Here is a 16,919-nt window from a genome sequence, read left to right on the forward strand (position 1 = left end):
GGGTGCTCCCCCTGGACCGCCCATGCCGCCAGGGCCGCCCGGACCACCCGGGCCCGGCGGGTACGCGGGGCCGAACACCCCGCCGCCGTTCCCGCCGCCCGGCCCCGGCATGCCCCCGCCCGGGCCCGGCATGGGGATGGGCATGGGCGGCATGGCGCCGCCGCCTCCCAAGAAGGGCAACGGCGCACTGATCGCCATCATCGGCGGCGGCGTGTTCGCGGTCCTGCTGATCATCGTCGCGGTGGTCGTCGTGGTGGCGGCGAACAGCGGGAAGACGCCCGAGGAGCGCCTGACCGCCGCGGCCACCTCGCTCTCAGGCGCGCGCAACGTCAAGCTCAAGGGCTCGTTCAGCTCCGGCTCCGACACGCTCCAGGGCGAGCTGATCGTCACCAAGGGCGGCCGCGCCACCGGCCAGGTCACCTGGGACGGCGACAACGTGACGCTGCTGTCGGCCGACCAGAAGCTCTTCGTCAAGGCGCCGAAGGCGTACTGGCAGGGCAAGCTGACCTCGACGACGTCCGACCGCTTCCTCAAGGACGGCGACCAGTGGGGCCTGGTCGACGACACCGACCTGAGCGTGAAGTTCGACCGCGACCTGACGCCGTCGGCGCTCGCGACCGAGCTGCGGCAGAACAGCCGGTACAACCTGCGCGAGAGTGAGACCACGGTCAACGGCCAGAAGGCGATCAGGATCCGCAGCACCCTGTCGACCTTCTACGTGAGCGACGGCGACGAGCCGGAGCTGCTGCGGTACGAGAGCACCTCGTCGCCGCGGGTCTCCGCCGACGTCAGCGTGCCGAGCGGCAGCAGCGACATCACCGCGATGCGCACCACCATGGGCGAGCTGACCGACGCGTTCGATTCCAGCAAGTCGCCGCGCAACTCGGCGAAGCCGGAGTTCGTGTCCTGCGACAAGGGCGGCCAGCCTTGCACCGTCGCGGTGAAGGTGTGGAGCACCCGGGGCGGCGCGCCGGCCGTGCCGATCAAGGTGAACTTCCGGCTGACCTCCGAGCAGGGCGGCGGCAAGCTGTTCGGCGAGTGCGAGGCGACCGGCACCGTGACCGGGCTGGACGACGTGCGCGTGCAGTGCACGATCTCCGGCGGCGAGTGGGCCCGCAGCGGCAAGAACGTCCGCCGCGTGTGGGTGGCCGCGACGCCGATGGCGGTCGGGGCGACGGCCGCCGACGTGCAGGCCCTCCAGCGGGGTCTCGACTCGGAGTGACCGGGCGGGCGCCCGGGAGGAGCCGCTGAATACGGCCTGAACGGGCGCCGAACGGCTCCATACGGAACGACCCGGCGAGTGCCGGATGATCCGCCGTCCTGCTGCGAGTGGTCGGATCGTCCGGCACTCTATGTCTGTGATGCCGGATGTCAGCAGAATGAGCGCCGAGTGAGCGTCGAACCCGGGGGGCCGCCGCCCGTGGGCCCCCGACCTCCTCTTTCGGGTCCCGGAACGCCTCCGCCGCCGATGTCACCGCTCCCGCCGCGGCCCATGGGAGGGCCGCCCCAGCCGCCCGGCGGGCCGGACCAGCCGATGCAGCCGTTCCCGATGCCGGGGTCGCAGCCGCCGGGCAACCGCCAGCGGAACGGGCGGCCGCGCCGCCGGCTGCTGGCCGTCGCGGGGGCGGTGGTGGCCGTGACGGCCGCGGTCGTGGCGTTCGGCGTCATCGCGACCCGCGATGACGACGCGGGCCGGAGCGGCGCGACGGAGACGCCCGCGCCGCCCGCCTGGTCCCGGGAGGCGGGCCGCGACCTGAAGTCGCTGCCGGGCGTCCGGTACGACGGGACCGTGACGATGCAGGGCAAGCCGGTACGGCTGCGCCTGAAGGTCACCCGCTCCGGGCTGGCCACCGGAACGCTCGCGGCGCCGGGCGGGCCGGAGGCCGACCTGGTCGCGGTCGAGGGCTCCACGTACGTCAAGGGCGGGCCGGCGTTCTGGCGCGCTTACACCACGGAGGCGGCCCGCGCGAGCAGCTTCGCGAACCGCTGGACCAAGGTGCCGACGTCGTTCCCGGGGGTGGCGGCGGTCCGGGACGTGCTGGGCCCGGAGGCGATCGCCCGCACGCTGGCCAAGGCGTCCCGGAAACCGGCGACCGAGAACGCCGGCGGTACGCCCGCGTACCGGGTCAAGACGGCCAGGGCCGACTACTTCATCGCCAAGGCCGCGCCGCACCGGCTGCTCCAGGTGCGGACGGCGGGCCAGGGCGATCCGCTGCTCACCGCCGTCCCGCTCGCGGACCCGGCGCTGGCGATCAGGCAGCTGCGGCCGCGGGTGGCCGCGCTGGGCGGCGCCGCCGACCCGGCGCTGCGCTTCGAGCCGGGCAAGCCGGCGTTCATCAACTGCAACGACAACACCAGCGGCTGCACGCTGAACGTGAAGGCGACGCTGACCGTGCCGGCCGGGACGGTGCCGGACGGCGCCCGCGCCTCGCTGCTCGCGACGATCACGGCGGAGGGCCGGACGCTGGGCTCGTGCACCACCTCGGCCGCCGTGCCCACCGACCGGAAGCCGACGCTGCGGTGCACGGTGGAGAGCCGCGGCTGGCGGACCTGGATGCGGGCGGCCCAGGACGACCCGGGCGAGCACCGGTACGAGGCGCACGCCCGGGTGCTCGGCGAGGCGGTCGCCGCGTCCGATCTGGCCCGGATGCTGGCGCTGGTCGACCGCGAGCGGGCCGCGGTGGCGCCGTCCGGGACGCCGTCGCCGCAGGGGACGGCCACGGCCACCGCGTCGCCCGCCCCCTAGCGGGCGGGGCCCCGCCGGGCCGGAAGCACGCGAACGCCCCGGAACGGGACAGTGGCCATGCGGGTACGGGGCCGGATGGAACGGGACATCCGGCCTCTGTCTATAGTTCGGGGCGTGAACTCCGTGCCCCCGGGGAGCCCCGGCTCCTCACCTCACCCCCCAAGGCTCGTGCGGCGCCTTCATGTCGACCTGTGCCGCCTGGCCAGCTGCCTGTGTTCAGGATGAACCCGGGGCACCGTCCAGGTCGTACCACCGGATAGGACCTGCCCGATACCGGCGGAGCCGCGCCCGCTTCCTCGCGAAGTGGTACCTCTTGTGTTACGGGGTCGCGACTCCCTGGAAGAGGGATGTCACATGACGGGCGGAACGGTGCCCGCGGCCGCCAGGCCGCGGCGCCACGGGTCGATCAGGGACCGGGTCGCCGGGCGGCGGTGCCGCCCTGCCCCCCTCTCTCCGGCCCCCCTCCCCCCGAAGAAGAGCATTCCATCCCGGACATACCATGAAGGTAAGCCTAAGTAGCATCACGATCCTGGGTGCCTCCCCCGGGACGGGTGCTGCGTGTCGAGGAGGTCTTCCTCTGTGACCAAACAGGTCCAGCAACTCGACCGCGTCATCATCCGCTTCGCCGGTGACTCCGGTGACGGCATGCAGCTGACCGGCGATCGCTTCACCCAGGAGACGGCCGCGTTCGGCAACGACTTGTCGACGCTGCCGAACTTCCCTGCCGAGATCCGCGCCCCCGCCGGCACGCTGCCCGGCGTGTCCAGCTTCCAGCTGCACTTCGCCGACCACGACATCCTGACGCCAGGAGACGCGCCCAACGTCCTGGTCGCCATGAACCCCGCCGCCCTCAAGGCCAACCTCGGGGACCTCCCCCGCGGGGCGGACCTCATCGTCAACACCGACGAGTTCACCAAGCGCAACCTGGCCAAGGTCGGGTACGCGACCAACCCGGTCGAGGACGGCTCCCTCGCCGAGTACCGCGTGCACGCGCTGCCGCTGACCTCGATGACCGTGGGCGCCCTGGCCGACTTCGACATCTCGAAGAAGGACGCCGAGCGGGCCAAGAACATGTTCGCCCTCGGCCTGCTGTCGTGGCTGTACCACCGTCCCACCGAAGGCACGATCGGCTTCCTGGAGCGCAAGTTCGCCAAGAAGCCCGAGATCATGAAGGCCAACATCGCGGCCTTCCAGGCGGGCTGGAGCTACGGCGAGACCACCGAGGCGTTCTCGGTCCAGTACGAGATCAAGCCGGCCGAGCACGAGCCCGGCCTGTACCGCAACATCACCGGCAACGTGGCCCTGGCGTACGGCCTGGTCGCGGCCGGCGAGCAGAGCGGGCTGGACATCTACCTCGGCTCGTACCCCATCACCCCGGCCTCGGACATCCTGCACGAGCTGTCCAAGCACAAGAGGTTCGGCGTGCGGACGTTCCAGGCCGAGGACGAGATCGCCGCGGTGGGCGCCGCGCTGGGCGCCTCGTTCGGCGGCTCCCTGGGCGTCACCACGACCTCCGGTCCCGGCATCGCGCTGAAGAGCGAGACGATCGGGCTGGCCGTGGCGACCGAGCTGCCGCTGCTGGTCATCGACGTGCAGCGGGCGGGGCCGTCCACCGGGCTGCCGACCAAGACCGAGCAGGCCGACCTGCTGCAGGCCATGCACGGCCGCAACGGCGAGGCCCCGGTGCCGGTGATCGCGCCGCGCTCCCCCTCGGACTGCTTCGACGCGGCGCTGGAGGCGGGCCGGATCGCGGTGAAGTACCGCACCCCGGTCATCCTGCTGTCGGACGGCTACCTCGCCAACGGCTCCGAGCCGTGGAAGCTGCCCGAGGTCGACTCCCTCCCGAGGATCGAGCCCGGTTTCGCCGAGCCGAACCAGGAGGACTTCCAGCCGTTCAAGCGCGACCCCGACACCCTCGCCCGCCCGTGGGCGGTCCCGGGCACGCCGGGGCTGGAGCACCGCATCGGCGGCCTGGAGAAGGCCGACGGCTCGGGCAACATCTCCTACGACCCGGCCAACCACGACCTGATGGTCCGGCTGCGCCAGGCCAAGGTCGACGGGATCGCGAACGACATCGCGCCGCTGGAGGTCGAGGACCCCTCCGGCGCGGCCCGGGTGCTGGTGCTGGGCTGGGGCGGCACGTACGGGGCGATCTCCGCCGCCGCGCGCCGCGTCCGCCGCAACGGGCACCGGGTCGCGCAGGCCCACCTGCGCCACCTCAACCCGTTCCCGGCGAACCTGGAGCAGGTGCTCCGCTCGTACGACAAGGTCATCGTGCCGGAGATCAACCTGGGCCAGCTCGCGCTGCTGCTGCGCGGCCGGTTCCTCGTCGACGTCATCGGCTACAACCAGGTCCGCGGCCTGCCCTTCAAGGCCCAGGAGCTGGAGAGCGTCATCCAGGATGTGATCGACAGTGAGTGAGAACGGCGTGAACGGCGTCAACGGCAACGGCCGCACCGCCCTGTCTCTGGTGCCCAAGACCGACCAGAAGCAGACGCTGAAGGACTTCAAGACCGACCAGGAGGTGCGCTGGTGCCCCGGCTGCGGGGACTACGCGATCCTGGCGGCCGTCCAGTCGTTCCTGCCCGAGCTGGGGCTGCGCCGGGAGAACATCACGTTCGTGTCCGGCATCGGCTGCTCGTCGCGGTTCCCGTACTACATGAACACCTACGGGTTCCACTCGATCCACGGCCGCGCGCCGGCGATCGCGACCGGGCTGGCGTCGTCCCGCCCCGACCTGTCGGTGTGGGTGGTGACCGGGGACGGGGACGCGCTGTCGATCGGCGGCAACCACCTGATCCACGCGCTGCGCCGCAACGTCAACCTGAAGATCCTCCTCTTCAATAACCGGATCTACGGGCTGACCAAGGGCCAGTACTCGCCCACCTCCGAGGTCGGCAAGATCACCAAGTCGACGCCGATGGGCTCGCTGGACTCCCCGTTCAACCCGATCTCGCTCGCGCTCGGCGCCGAGGGCACGTTCGTCGCCCGGACGATCGACTCCGACCGCAAGCACCTCCAGTCGGTGCTGCGCGCGGCCGCCCAGCACAACGGCACCGCGCTGGTGGAGATCTACCAGAACTGCAACATCTTCAACGACGGCGCGTTCGAGCCGCTCAAGGACGCTTCGGTGCGCGACGACATCACGGTGCGGCTGGAGCACGGGCAGCCGATCGTGTTCGGCGCCGAGGGGCAGAAGGCGCTGCGCCGCACGCCGTCCGGCTCGTTCGAGGTGGTGAACACCGCCGACGTGTCCACCGCCGACATCGCGGTGCACGACGCGCACAACGCCGACCCGTCGCTGGCGTTCGCGCTGTCGCGGCTCGACTCGCCCGCGTTCGAGCACACCCCGATCGGCATCTTCCGGCAGGTCGAGCGTCCCTCGTACGACGAGCTGATGCGCACCCAGGTCGAGGAGGCCGTCGAGGGCCAGGGCCGGGGCGACCTGGCCGCCCTGCTCGCCAGCGGCGACACCTGGCGCATCGACTAGCGCCGCCGGCCGGTCCGTGACGCGCGGGAAGCCCGGTCCCCACAAGGGCCGGGCTTTCGGCGTGCCCGAAAACGTGTCAACGCTGCGGGGGCCTTCCGCGTCCTGAAAGACTGGGAGATCATGCTGCCGGGAGGTGACGATGCGGGTCATGCCGCGCCGCAACAAGGTCCGTGCGGGTACGGGAGGCCCCGGGGTCCCCGAGCAGGGCCCGCCGCCGCGCGTCACCAGGCCGCTGCCGCCGCCGGTCGGCATCGACACCGCCCAGCTCGGCCCGGGGCCCGATGAGGAGACCCGGGCCCGCCGCGCCCGTGCCGCCGAGCGCCGCCGCGCCGCGGCCGAGGCCAAGGCCAGCCGCACCCTGAAACGGCAGAACGCCGCCCGCAGGGACAAGGCCGCCCGCGAGCACCGCTCCTCGCTGCTCGTCATGATCGTCATGCTCGGGCTGCTGATCGCCACCGTCGCCGTCACCGGCGGGCTGATCGCGTCCTCGATGCACACCCGGCCGGTCACGCTGGCCGCGCCCCTGCACATCTACCCGGTCACCGCGACCGTCCCGGGGCAGTGCCCGGCCGGCACGCAGGGCATCACCGGGCAGACGTCGTCCGGCATGGCCTGCTACCAGCTCAGCCAGGGCATCGCCATCCGCAAGGTCGCCGACCTGCGCGTCCAGCGGGCCCGCACGCGCGGCGCGTACGACGTCGCCGTGACGCTGCGCACCAACGACCGGCGCGCGTTCGCCACCCTGACCCGCGCCACGCTGAACCGCGACCTCGCCTTCGTCGTCCGCGAGCGCCTGGTCACGGTCCCGCGGGTGGACACCCCGATCCTGGACGGCAAGGTCGTCATCACCGGCTCGTCCAGCCGCGCCGAGGCCAACCGCCTGGTCCGCAGCCTCAAGGGCTCCAGCCGCTGACCCGCCGGCGGTTCACGGGCGTCACCTCGAACCAGACCGTGAACCGCCCGTCATGCCCGGGCATCGTCCCCCACTTGACATTCCCTGAGCAGGACGCGGATGACATCATCTACATCGAAGACCTGACAACCAGCCAGTATCTGGAGCAACCAGGCGACATTCAACGCTATACGCTCGTGACAGACCACCTGCGGGCGTCGGCCCTGTCCGCGGAATCGTCCAGAGACTTCCTCCGGCGCGTCGCCGACGACCTGACGTGAACGACTGAGAGGGAACGCCACATGCCCCTGTCGACGCATTCCAGTACGGCGTGGCGGAAGAGCAGCCGCAGCAACGGCGCAGGCGGCGCGTGCGTCGAGGTCGCGGAGCTGGCGGCGGGCGTTGGTGTACGCGACAGCAAGGCGCCGGACGCGGGGCACCTCACGCTCAGCCCGCGGGCCTGGGTCGCGCTCCTCGCCGAGACCCGAGCCGGACGGCACGGCTAGCGGCGCCGGCCACTGTTCAATCGTGCGCAGGTCGAGCGGTGGGCTGCGCCCTGGGTCCCCCTGGTCGACCGGGCCGCCAACGCTCTCACCCTGGTCATCGTCACCCGGTCCACCCGCCGACAGAAAATACTTGACGCTATGGAAAGTGGAATGTAGTTTCCATAGCGGCAAGTACTTTATCTGAAGGAGCAGGACCCCCGTGAACAGGAACACCGTCTCCGGCTTCGCCTTCTTCCCGCTGATCGCCGCCCTGGCCACCGTCCCGAGCGGCGACGGCTCCCTCGTCCTCAACGTGTCCGCGGTAGGCGCGATCTTCGCCCTCGTCATCGCCATGTCGGCCCTGTTCGCGGCCTCTCGCAAGGCCGAGCGGTGAGCGGGCGGCTCAGCGGCGAGGAGCTGAGTCCCGCCGAGGCGCTCGCGCGGATCGGCCAGACCCAGCAGAAGGCGTTCGAGCGGCACCGCGTGCCGCTCTGGTACATCCCCGGACTGGTCGCCGTGGTGACGCTGTTCGAGATCGCGTTGGACTACGACGAACTCTGGATCAACCTGGTGGGCACGGTGGCCGGGATCGCGGCCCTCGCCGGCCTGGTGGTCCTGGTCAGGACCCGGAACCGGATCACGTGGCATGTCTCCACGTGGACACCGCGCACGCTGGCGGTCTACCTGGTCTGGGCCGCCCTCATGATCGGATCGGCGTACGGGACGCACGCCCTGGCCGACGGGATCGATCAGCCGTGGCGCAAGCTCCTCGCCGGCCTCGCCGCGGTGGCCCTGGTCACGGCCACCACCCGTCCGCTGGAGGCTCTGCTGGTGCGCCTGTCCAGGGGACGGGTGGCGGGATGAACCTCGACCCGGTCATCCACGCTCCGACGCGTCTGCAGATCATGTCGTTGCTGGCCACGGCGCAGGAGGCGGAGTTCTCTCTCGTGCGCGACAGCGTCGAGGTCAGCGACAGTGTCCTGTCCAAGCACGCCGCCGCCCTGGAGGCCGCCGGATACGTCGTCATCCGGAAAGGCCACGTGGGCAAACGCCCCCGCACCTGGCTCAGCCTCAGCGACCAGGGGCGCAAGGCGTTCAAGGCCTATATCGAGGACCTGCAGAAGATCGTCGGCAGTCGGCTCACCTGAGCCGGCGGACCGGCCCTCCGGCGATCCGCGGAGAGACCGGCCGTCACTCGGCTCTCAGGCCTGCGGGAGGGAGTCGCCCTGGGCGGCCTGGATCTCCATCTCGACTCTGAGACTCTCGCCTACGGCGTTGACTCCGGCCTCCAGGATCTGGCTGTAGCGGATGCCGAAGTCGCGGCGGTTCAGCTCCGTGGTGGCGCGGAAGGCGGCGCGGGTGCCGCCCCACGGGTCGGGGCCCGTGCCGAGGTAGGTCAGGTCCAGGTCGACGGGGTGGGTGTGGCCGTTCAGGGTGAGGCGGCCGTGGACGGTCCAGCGGTCGGGGCCGGTCCCGGTGAGGCCGGAACCCTCGTAGGTGATCACCGGGTGGGCGTCCACGTGCAGGAAGTCCGGCGAGCGCAGGTGGTCGTCGCGCATCTTGTTGCCGGTGTCGATGGACGCGGCGTCGATCCGCGCCACGACCCGGGAACGCTCCACCCGTTCACCGATCTCGATCCGGCCCTCGAACGCGCCGAACCGGCCCCGCACGCTGGACAGGCCCAGGTGCTGGGCGACCGCGCCGACGCTGGAGTGCACCGGGTCGATCGTCCAGACGCCGGGCGGCGGCAGCTCCGCGCCGCCCGCCCGGGACAGCACCACCGTCCCGAGGTCGGCCGGGCCGCGGCTGGACACGATCAGGGTGGAGGCGGCGGGCTCGTAGCCGAGCGCCGTCACGATCACCGTGTAGGTGCCGCCGGGCAGCGGGCCGCCCGCCACCCGGCCGTCCTCGCCGGCGTGGAACCGGGCGGTCTGCCGGCCCATCAGGTCGGTGACGGTGACGATGGCGTTGCGCACCGCCCATCCGTCCTTGGTACGCACACTGCCGCGCAGCCCGCGGACGTCGTCCATCATCTTCGTCCTTTCGCGCGGGGTGCTCACTCGTCGGGGTAGCCGAGCTTCACGTCGTGCTCGTCGCGGCCGGTGCCCGACAGCGACACCGACGTCGCGACCGGCGGGTAGCCGGAGGCGATCACGGTGTACTGGCCGCCGACGAGGTCGGCGAAGGCGTACTCGCCGTCCGGGCCGGTGACGACCATCGCGACGACGTTGCCGGCGGCGTCGACCAGGGTGACCCGGGCGTCGCCGATCGGCTCGCCCGCGCCGTTGCGGACGGTGCCGCGGACGTGGGCGCCGGCCGGCAGGTCGATGTCGCGGACGGTACGGCCGTTCCCGGTGACCTCGGCCTGGACCGCGATCGGCCGGTGCGCGGCGGCGCTGACCGCGAGGGTGTACGCCCCCGCGACGACGTCCTTGAACAGGAACGCGCCGTCGACGCCGGTGCGCCCGGTGCCGACGACCTCGCCGCGCACGTCGGTCACCACGACCATCGCGCCCTCGATCGGGGTGCCGTTCGCGCCGCGGACCGTCCCGGCCAGGCCCCCGCCGCCGGCCAGGCGCAGGTCGAAGTCCACCGGCCTGTCCCCGACGACGAGGGTGGCGGCCTGCGGCTCGTGCTCCCCGGTCGCGGCGATCAGCACGTACGTGCCGGGGCCCGGGGCGGTGATCGCGTACGACCCGTCCGGCCCGCTGAAGCCGCGGCCGAGCTGCTGCCCGCGCGCGTCGATCAGGGTGAGCGCCACGGAGGGGACGGGGGCGCCGTCGCCGTCGCGGGCGTACCCGCGGATCGCCGGGCCGCCGCCGTCCTGCGGCCGCTGCGGCCCGTCCTGGGCGAGTACGGGCGGCATCGCCGTCTCGGCCCGCACGAGCGGCCGGGTGCCGTTCATGGACGGCGCCGTGCCGTTCCCGTTGGGGGACATGGCGTCGGGCACGGGAGCTCCTACCGTGACGAGTTCGTCCTGGCGGCCACGGGCGTGGCGGCCGGTCTGGGCGGCGGCGTGCTCGGCCGGAGCCGCGGGCGCGTTCACCGGAACAGGGCCGCCGTCGGCGGGCGCCGCGGCGGCGTGGCCCGCGGAGCCGCGCAGCGGAAGCTCCTTCACGGCCAGCACCGCGATCAGGCCGAGGACGGCGATCGGCATGCCGACGAGGAAGACCATCTCCAGCGCCCTGGTGAACGACTCCAGCACGATCCCCTGGAACGGCTGCGGCAGCGCGTGGATCTGCTCGGGCGAGCCGAGCTGGCCGGCGTCGCCGGCCGGCGGCCTGACGCCCGCGGCGGCCAGCCGGTCCTCCATCTCGGCGGCGAGCCGGTTGCTGAGGATCGCGCCGTACGCGGCCACGCCCATCGCGCCGCCGAGGTTCCGGAAGAACGAGACGCCGGAGGTGGTGGCGGCCAGGTCCCTGGGCGCGGCGGCGTTCTGCGCGGCCAGGATCAGGATCTGCAGGGTCAGGCCCATGCCGAAGCCGAGCACGGCCATGTCCGCGCCGATGACCAGGTTGCTGGAGTCGGTGTGCAGCCGCGACAGCAGGAAGAGCGCGACCGCGACGGAGGCGAGCCCGATGACCGGGTAGATCTTCCAGCGCCCGGTGCGGGTCACCAGCTGCCCGGAGACGGTGGAGGTGACGAACATCGCGCCGACCAGCGGCAGCGTCATCAGCCCGGACTCGGTCGGGCTCATCCCCTTGACGATCTGCAGGAACTGCGGCAGGTAGATCATCGCGCCGAACATCGCGATGCCCACGCACAGCGACCCGAACGAGGTCAGCAGGAAGGTCGGGTTCCGGAACAGCCGGGGCGGCAGGATCGGGTCGCCCGCGATCCGCTCGGCGAAGACCGCCAGGACGACCAGCACGACGGCGCCGGCGATCATCCCGTACGTCCACGGGGAGTTCCACTCGAACTCCTTGCCGCCCAGCGACAGCAGCAGCATCACCACGGTGGCGGCGCCGGTGATGGTGAACGCGCCGAAGATGTCCAGCCGGGTGTCCCGCTTGACCTTGGGCAGCTTGAGGACCTTCTGGATCACCAGGAACGAGATCACCGCGAGCGGGACGCAGACGTAGAAGCACCAGCGCCAGCCGAGGCTCTCGGCGTCCACGAGGAAGCCGCCGAGCAGCGGCCCGGCGACGGTGGAGATGCCGAAGACGGCGCCCATGTAGCCGGCGTAGCGGCCGCGCTGCCGCGGCTCGACGACGTCGCCGATGATGACCTGGGCCAGCGCGGACAGGCCGCCGACGCCGAGGCCCTGGAACGCGCGGGCGGCGATCAGCTGCCCGATGTCCTGCGACGCTCCGGCGGCGACCGAGGCCAGCACGAAGATCAGCAGCGCGCTCTGGAACATCAGCTTGCGCCCGAAGATGTCGGACAGCTTGCCCCACAGCGGCGTGGAGGCGGTCATGGTCAGCAGCGTGGCGCTGGCCACCCAGGACAGCTGGTCCTGGCCGCCGAGCTCCCCGACGATCGTCGGCAGCGCGGTGCCGACCACCGACGTCGAGATCATCGAGGTCAGCATGGCCATCATCAGGCCGGCCAGGATCTCCATGATCTGGCGGTGCGTATATCGCGGTGGCGCCTGTTCCGGCGCCGGCGTCGCGGGCGGTGCCGCCGCGCTCGTCCGAGCCACTCTGCCCCCTGTCTCAGTTCCCGGTAGGCCCATTAGTTATCTGTGTTCTGCATGTATCGTATGTAGTCGGACGTTTACTTGCAAGTTGGGGGGATACTGGAGCCGTGCTGGATCAGGTGGACACCACGACCGGACGGGTAGCGTCCCAGGAGCCGGAACCGCAGGTCAGGGCCAAGCCCAAACGGGACCGCGAGGCGACCGAAGGGCGCCTGCTGGAGGCGGCCCGCGAGCTGTTCGGCGAGCACGGCTTCGACGGCGTCACGGTCCGTGAGATCGCCGCCGCCGCAGATGCCAACGTCGCGCTGGTGCATCGTTATTTCGGGTCGAAGGCGGCCCTCTTCGGCGCCGTCCTGGAGGGCGAGTACGTCCTGAAGCGCGTCATCCTCGGCACCGACGACCCCGCGCCCCTGCACCTGCGGCTCGCCCGGCACTTCGTCCGGCAGGCGTACCGCGGCCCCGCCAGCCCCGTACCGCGGATGCTCGACCGCTCCGTCGGCAACCCCGAGGTGCAGGCGATCCTCAGCGAGCACATGGAACGGCTCGTCATCGGGCCGATGGTCGAGCAGCTCGGCGGCGGCGCCGAGGCCCGCGCCCGCGCCACCCTGGCCACGACGATCATCATGGGCGGCGGCCCGATCCGCCGGGTGGCCGGCTTCGACCCCGTCCTCGCCACCGACCCGGAGAAGCTCACCGAGCGCGTCGCCGCGATGTTCGAGGCCGCGCTCGCCCCGTTCGGCTGACCCCCGCTCCGCCCGGCGCCTCTACTCCCCCGGAGGTAAGGGGCGGGCGGCGCGTACGGCGGCGGGCGCAGTACCCGGCACCGAAGATCGACTCAACGGCGGAGAGGCCCGCCGCCCCGTGCCCATAGGCTTGCTCACCATGAGGCTGGGGGGAGCGCGACGGCTCCGGGAGCGGTGGGACGGAACCCGCGCCGCCACGCGCTGGACGGCGGCGGCGGGCACGGTGGCGGTCCTGGCGGGCGGCGGCCTGCTGTGGGGCGCCGCGGCGGGCGGTGAGGAACGCGTACGGTCGGCGGCGCAGCGCATCGACGTCGTCGACGGGCCCGCGAACGACCAGAAGGTGAGCCTGGACACCACCTTCTACTCGCCCGTCGGGACGCGGAAGGCGCCGGTGGTCCTGCTCGGGCACGGGTTCGGCGGCTCCAAGGACGACGTGCGGCAGGAGGCCGAGGAACTCGCCCGCGCCGGCTACGGCGTGCTGGCCTGGTCCGCGCGCGGCTTCGGGAAGTCGACCGGGCAGATCGCGCTCAACTCGCCCGACTACGAGGTCAAGGACGTCCGGCAGCTGATCGACTGGCTGGCGAAGCGGCCCGACGTCCAGCTGGACGGCCCCGGCGACCCGCGCGTCGGCATGGCCGGCGAGTCGTACGGCGGCGCCATCGCGCTGATGACCGCCGGGCACGACCCGCGGGTGGACGCGATCGCCCCGCAGATCACCTGGCACAGCCTCCCCGACGCGCTCTTCCCCAACGGGACGGGCCAAGGCGCTGACGCGGGCGTCTTCAAGAAGCTGTGGGCCGGGATCTTCTTCACCAGCGGCGCCGGCGAGAACGGGAGCTCCGCCTGCGGGCGCTTCCTCCCATCCCTGTGCGAGATGTACCAGGAGATCGCGGAGACGGGCCGGCCGTCCGAGGAGGCCGTCGAGACGCTGCGCCGGTCCAGCCCCGAGCCGATCGCCGGCCGGATCAAGGCGCCCGCGCTGATCGTCCAGGGGCAGGCCGACTCGCTCTTCCCGCTCGACCACGCCGACGCCAACGCCCGCGCCATCTCCCGCAACGGCACGCCCGTCTCGGTCGTCTGGTTCCAGGGCGGGCACGACGGCGGCGACCCCGAGACCGAGCGGATCCGCGGCCTGGTGCGCGGCTGGTTCGACCAGCGGCTGCGCGGCCGTACCCCCGACTCCGCGGAGGAACGGCCCGCCGCGTTCACCGTGACCCGCGCGGGCGGCATCGACTCCTCCACGCAGGAGGTCATCGTCGAGCCCGCCACGACCGGCACCTACCCCGGGCTGAACGCGAACCCGCGGACGCTGCCGCTCACCGGGCGCGAGCAGACCGTCCACAACCCGGCCGGCGGGACGCCCGCGTCCATCTCCGCGCTGCCCGGCCTCGGCGCCCTCGGCAGCGCCGGCGACCTCGGCGCGGCGGGCGCGGTCGAGGGGCAGCTCGCGATCGACATGCCGGGGCAGTCCGCGACGTTCGACACCGCGCCGCTGCGCGAGCCGCTCCGGCTGACCGGCGCCGCGACCGTGCGGATCAAGGTGACCGGCGAGGGCGACGTGCCGCTGTTCGCCAAGCTGTACGACGTCGGGCCCGCCTCCCGGCAGGGCTCCCCGGCCCGGCGGATCGCCGCGCCGCTGACCGTCGAGGACGCCGGGAACGGCCGAGAGGCCACCGTCACGCTGCCCGCCATGGACTACCGCTTCGACCGCGGCCACAAGCTCCGGCTCGTCGTGTCGACCACCGACATGGGCTTCGCCACACCGGCCAAGCCCGCCTCGTACAGGATCTCGGCCGTGTCCGGGCTGACCGTGCCGACCGTCCCGGGGCTGACCGCCGCCCCGGCACCGGTGCCCGGCTGGGTCTGGGGCATGCCGGCCGCCGCGCTCGCCATCGCCGCCGGGCTGCTGGTCGGCGTGCGGCGGCGCCGTTCCAAGGACGACGTCTCCCCCGAGCTGGCCGCCGTACCGCTCCAGATCGACGGGCTGACCAAGGCGTACGGGAACGGCCACCTCGCCGTCGCCGACCTGTCGTTCCGCGTCGAGAAGGGCCAGGTGCTCGGCCTCCTCGGCCCGAACGGCGCGGGCAAGACGACCACGCTGCGGATGCTGATGGGCCTCATCCACCCCGACTCGGGCGAGATCCGCATCTTCGGCGAGCGGGTCACGCCCGGGGCGCCGGTGCTGTCGCGGCTGGGCTCGTTCGTGGAAGGCCCCGGCTTCCTGCCGCACCTGTCGGGGCGCGACAACCTCGACCTCTACTGGCGCGCCACCGGCCGGCCGGCCGGCGACGCCCACCTGGAGGAGGCGCTGGAGATCGCCGACCTCGGCTCCGCGCTGGACCGCGCCGTCCGCACGTACTCCCAGGGCATGCGGCAGCGGCTCGCGATCGCCCAGGCGATGCTCGGCCTGCCCGACCTGCTGGTGCTGGACGAGCCCACCAACGGGCTCGACCCGCCCCAGATCCGCGAGATGCGCGAGGTGCTCGTCCGGTACGCGGCGGCCGGCCGCACCGTGATCGTCTCCAGCCACCTGCTCGCCGAGGTCGAGCAGACGTGCACCCACGCGGTCGTCATGTCGCGCGGCCGGCGGGTGGCCGCCGGCCCGGTCGCGGAGATCGTCGGCTCCTCCGGCCGCCGCCTGGAGGACGCCTTCCTGGAGATCATCGGCACGGGGGGCCCGGCATGAGCGAGACCGCTACGGTCGCCGACGAACGGAGCGAGGCCATGAGCGGCTCTGGATATCGGGTGCGGCGGACACTGCCGCTGCGGGTGGAGTTCGTCCGGCAGTTCCGGCGCCGCCGCACGCTGGTGGCGTTCGGGATCCTGCTGGTGCTGCCCTGGGTGCTGGTGGCCGCGTTCCAGATCGGCGGCGACGAGATGGGCCCGGACGGCATGCCGAGCCTGGTCGACGTCGCCACCGCCGGCGGGCTGAACTTCGCCCTGTTCAGCCTGTTCGTGGCGACCGGGTTCCTGCTGGTGGTGGCCGTCGCGCTGTTCTGCGGCGACACCGTGGCCAGCGAGGCCGGCTGGTCGTCGCTGCGCTACCTGCTGGCCGCCCCGGTCCCGCGGGCCCGGCTGCTGCGCCAGAAACTGATCGTGTCGCTCTCGTACGCGGCGGCGGCCGTGCTCGTCCTGCCGCTGATGTCGCTGGTCGCGGGCGCGGTCGTGTTCGGGTGGGGGCCCGTCGAGCTGCCCACCGGCGGCTCCGTACCGGTCGGCACCGCGCTGGAGCGGATGGCGATCATCGTCGGCTACTCGCTGATCGTCCAGCTGGTGGTGGCGTCTCTCGCGTTCCTGCTGTCGGTCGTCACCGACTCGCCGCTCGGCGCGGTCGGCGGCGCGGTCGGGCTGGTGATCGTCTCCAACATCCTGGACGCCGTCACCGCGCTCGGCGGCTGGCGCGACTTCCTGCCCAGCCACTGGATGTGGGCCTGGATGGACGCCCTCCAGCCGCAGATCCAGTGGAGCGGAATGGCCAAGGGGACGGCCGTGTCGGTGGCCTATTCGGCCGTCCTGCTGGCATTGGCGTTCCGCCGTTTCCAGCGCAAGGACGTGGTGTCCTGAGCCGCGCCGGGTGACCGGATCCGGCCAGGGCACCGCCCCTCCACCTCACCGAACGCTCCCCCGCGGGCACGTTCCGCAAGAGAATCCCTCCGTTAAATCGGTCGAAAGGACAGAGGCGGTGACATAAGCTCGGCGAACCTTTCCTGCGGCGCCCGCGTCGTACGAAAGGAGCGCGACATCGGCTCGATCGACGGGTTAACACCCGGCCCGGCGGGGGAGATGATCACCATGGCACGGCAGCAGCTCGTCAAGCGCCCGAAACCTCCACGTCAACCGAGCCCGCTCGACCTCCGGACCCCCACCGGCCGCCTCCTGCCGTACTAGACCGCGAACCTCGTGGGAGACGCCCCACGGCGAAAG

The 16,919-nt window shown here is 72.4% G+C and carries 16 protein-coding genes; 14 read left to right on the forward strand and 2 right to left on the reverse strand.

Annotated elements, in window-relative coordinates:
- Positions 1-22: 22 nt before the first annotated feature.
- From ACA361_RS06170 to ACA361_RS06220, 11 genes are all read left to right on the forward strand, one after another.
- Entirely contained in the window at positions 23-1,222 is a 1,200-nt protein-coding gene (locus ACA361_RS06170; protein ID WP_375010778.1) for a hypothetical protein, read from the forward strand.
- Positions 1,223-1,492: 270 nt separating this feature from the next.
- Positions 1,493-2,746, forward strand: a complete 1,254-nt coding sequence (locus ACA361_RS06175) for a hypothetical protein (protein ID WP_375010779.1) — start codon at positions 1,493-1,495, stop codon at positions 2,744-2,746.
- Positions 2,747-2,821: 75 nt separating this feature from the next.
- On the forward strand, positions 2,822-2,971 hold the full coding sequence (locus tag ACA361_RS06180) for a putative leader peptide (protein WP_375010780.1): 150 nt from the start codon (positions 2,822-2,824) through the stop codon (positions 2,969-2,971).
- Positions 2,972-3,325: 354 nt separating this feature from the next.
- Positions 3,326-5,167 (forward strand): 2-oxoacid:acceptor oxidoreductase subunit alpha, encoded by a 1,842-nt coding sequence (locus tag ACA361_RS06185; protein WP_375010781.1) that lies wholly within the window; start codon positions 3,326-3,328, stop codon positions 5,165-5,167.
- Positions 5,160-6,236 (forward strand): 2-oxoacid:ferredoxin oxidoreductase subunit beta, encoded by a 1,077-nt coding sequence (locus ACA361_RS06190; protein ID WP_375010782.1) that lies wholly within the window; start codon positions 5,160-5,162, stop codon positions 6,234-6,236. Before ACA361_RS06185 ends, ACA361_RS06190 begins: the two co-directional genes overlap by 8 nt.
- Positions 6,237-6,375: 139 nt before the next feature.
- The gene (locus ACA361_RS06195) at positions 6,376-7,149 is read left to right on the forward strand and encodes a hypothetical protein (RefSeq protein ID WP_375010912.1); all 774 of its coding nucleotides are present in this window, start codon (positions 6,376-6,378) and stop codon (positions 7,147-7,149) included.
- A 38-nt stretch (positions 7,150-7,187) separates the two neighbouring features.
- Positions 7,188-7,409, forward strand: a complete 222-nt coding sequence (locus ACA361_RS06200; RefSeq protein WP_375010783.1) for a Scr1 family TA system antitoxin-like transcriptional regulator — start codon at positions 7,188-7,190, stop codon at positions 7,407-7,409.
- Between the two features lie 21 nt (positions 7,410-7,430).
- Positions 7,431-7,634 carry a DUF397 domain-containing protein gene (locus ACA361_RS06205; RefSeq protein ID WP_375010784.1) on the forward strand — a complete coding sequence of 68 codons (204 nt, stop codon included), beginning with the start codon at positions 7,431-7,433 and terminating at the stop codon, positions 7,632-7,634.
- Between the two features lie 199 nt (positions 7,635-7,833).
- The gene (locus ACA361_RS06210; protein ID WP_375010785.1) at positions 7,834-8,007 is read left to right on the forward strand and encodes a hypothetical protein; all 174 of its coding nucleotides are present in this window, start codon (positions 7,834-7,836) and stop codon (positions 8,005-8,007) included.
- Positions 8,004-8,477: a hypothetical protein gene (locus tag ACA361_RS06215; RefSeq protein WP_375010786.1), complete on the forward strand. Its 474-nt coding sequence runs from the start codon at positions 8,004-8,006 to the stop codon at positions 8,475-8,477. Before ACA361_RS06210 ends, ACA361_RS06215 begins: the two co-directional genes overlap by 4 nt.
- Positions 8,474-8,761, forward strand: coding sequence for a winged helix-turn-helix domain-containing protein (locus ACA361_RS06220; protein WP_375010787.1), 288 nt, complete (start codon positions 8,474-8,476; stop codon positions 8,759-8,761). Before ACA361_RS06215 ends, ACA361_RS06220 begins: the two co-directional genes overlap by 4 nt.
- A gap of 54 nt (positions 8,762-8,815) precedes the next feature.
- Here ACA361_RS06220 and ACA361_RS06225 read toward each other — a convergent pair whose 3' ends face one another.
- Both ACA361_RS06225 and ACA361_RS06230 read right to left on the reverse strand, forming a co-directional pair.
- A complete protein-coding gene (locus tag ACA361_RS06225) occupies positions 8,816-9,646 on the reverse strand; it encodes a YceI family protein (RefSeq protein WP_375010788.1) in 831 nt (276 codons plus the stop codon).
- Positions 9,647-9,669: 23 nt separating this feature from the next.
- The gene (locus ACA361_RS06230) at positions 9,670-12,288 is read right to left on the reverse strand and encodes an MFS transporter (protein ID WP_375010789.1); all 2,619 of its coding nucleotides are present in this window, start codon (positions 12,286-12,288) and stop codon (positions 9,670-9,672) included.
- A gap of 71 nt (positions 12,289-12,359) precedes the next feature.
- On the opposite strand from ACA361_RS06230, the gene ACA361_RS06235 reads away from it, so the two are divergent.
- The 3 genes from ACA361_RS06235 to ACA361_RS06245 all read left to right on the forward strand — a co-directional run bounded on the left by ACA361_RS06235 (position 12,360) and on the right by ACA361_RS06245 (position 16,559).
- On the forward strand, positions 12,360-12,995 hold the full coding sequence (locus ACA361_RS06235; protein WP_375010790.1) for a TetR/AcrR family transcriptional regulator: 636 nt from the start codon (positions 12,360-12,362) through the stop codon (positions 12,993-12,995).
- A 139-nt stretch (positions 12,996-13,134) separates the two neighbouring features.
- On the forward strand, positions 13,135-15,681 hold the full coding sequence (locus ACA361_RS06240; RefSeq protein WP_375010791.1) for an alpha/beta fold hydrolase: 2,547 nt from the start codon (positions 13,135-13,137) through the stop codon (positions 15,679-15,681).
- Entirely contained in the window at positions 15,678-16,559 is an 882-nt protein-coding gene (locus ACA361_RS06245; RefSeq protein ID WP_375010792.1) for an ABC transporter permease, read from the forward strand. Before ACA361_RS06240 ends, ACA361_RS06245 begins: the two co-directional genes overlap by 4 nt.
- Positions 16,560-16,919 lie beyond the last annotated feature (360 nt).

This window comes from Actinomadura sp. 21ATH (genome assembly GCF_041951345.1).
Lineage (GTDB): Bacteria > Actinomycetota > Actinomycetes > Streptosporangiales > Streptosporangiaceae > Spirillospora.

Excerpts from the sequence above, each read along its gene's own strand:
- ACA361_RS06225 (WP_375010788.1), bottom strand. The coding sequence starts at position 9,646 with ATGATGGACGACGTCCGCGGGCTGCGCGGCAGTGTGCGTACCAAGGAC.
- ACA361_RS06245 (WP_375010792.1), top strand. The coding sequence starts at position 15,678 with ATGAGCGAGACCGCTACGGTCGCCGACGAACGGAGCGAGGCCATGAGC.
- ACA361_RS06230 (WP_375010789.1), bottom strand. The coding sequence starts at position 12,288 with ATGGGCCTACCGGGAACTGAGACAGGGGGCAGAGTGGCTCGGACGAGC.
- ACA361_RS06205 (WP_375010784.1), top strand. The coding sequence starts at position 7,431 with ATGCCCCTGTCGACGCATTCCAGTACGGCGTGGCGGAAGAGCAGCCGC.
- ACA361_RS06175 (WP_375010779.1), top strand. The coding sequence starts at position 1,493 with ATGGGAGGGCCGCCCCAGCCGCCCGGCGGGCCGGACCAGCCGATGCAG.
- ACA361_RS06240 (WP_375010791.1), top strand. The coding sequence starts at position 13,135 with ATGAGGCTGGGGGGAGCGCGACGGCTCCGGGAGCGGTGGGACGGAACC.
- ACA361_RS06195 (WP_375010912.1), top strand. The coding sequence starts at position 6,376 with ATGCGGGTCATGCCGCGCCGCAACAAGGTCCGTGCGGGTACGGGAGGC.
- ACA361_RS06180 (WP_375010780.1), top strand. The coding sequence starts at position 2,822 with ATGGAACGGGACATCCGGCCTCTGTCTATAGTTCGGGGCGTGAACTCC.
- ACA361_RS06220 (WP_375010787.1), top strand. The coding sequence starts at position 8,474 with ATGAACCTCGACCCGGTCATCCACGCTCCGACGCGTCTGCAGATCATG.
- ACA361_RS06170 (WP_375010778.1), top strand. The coding sequence starts at position 23 with ATGCCGCCAGGGCCGCCCGGACCACCCGGGCCCGGCGGGTACGCGGGG.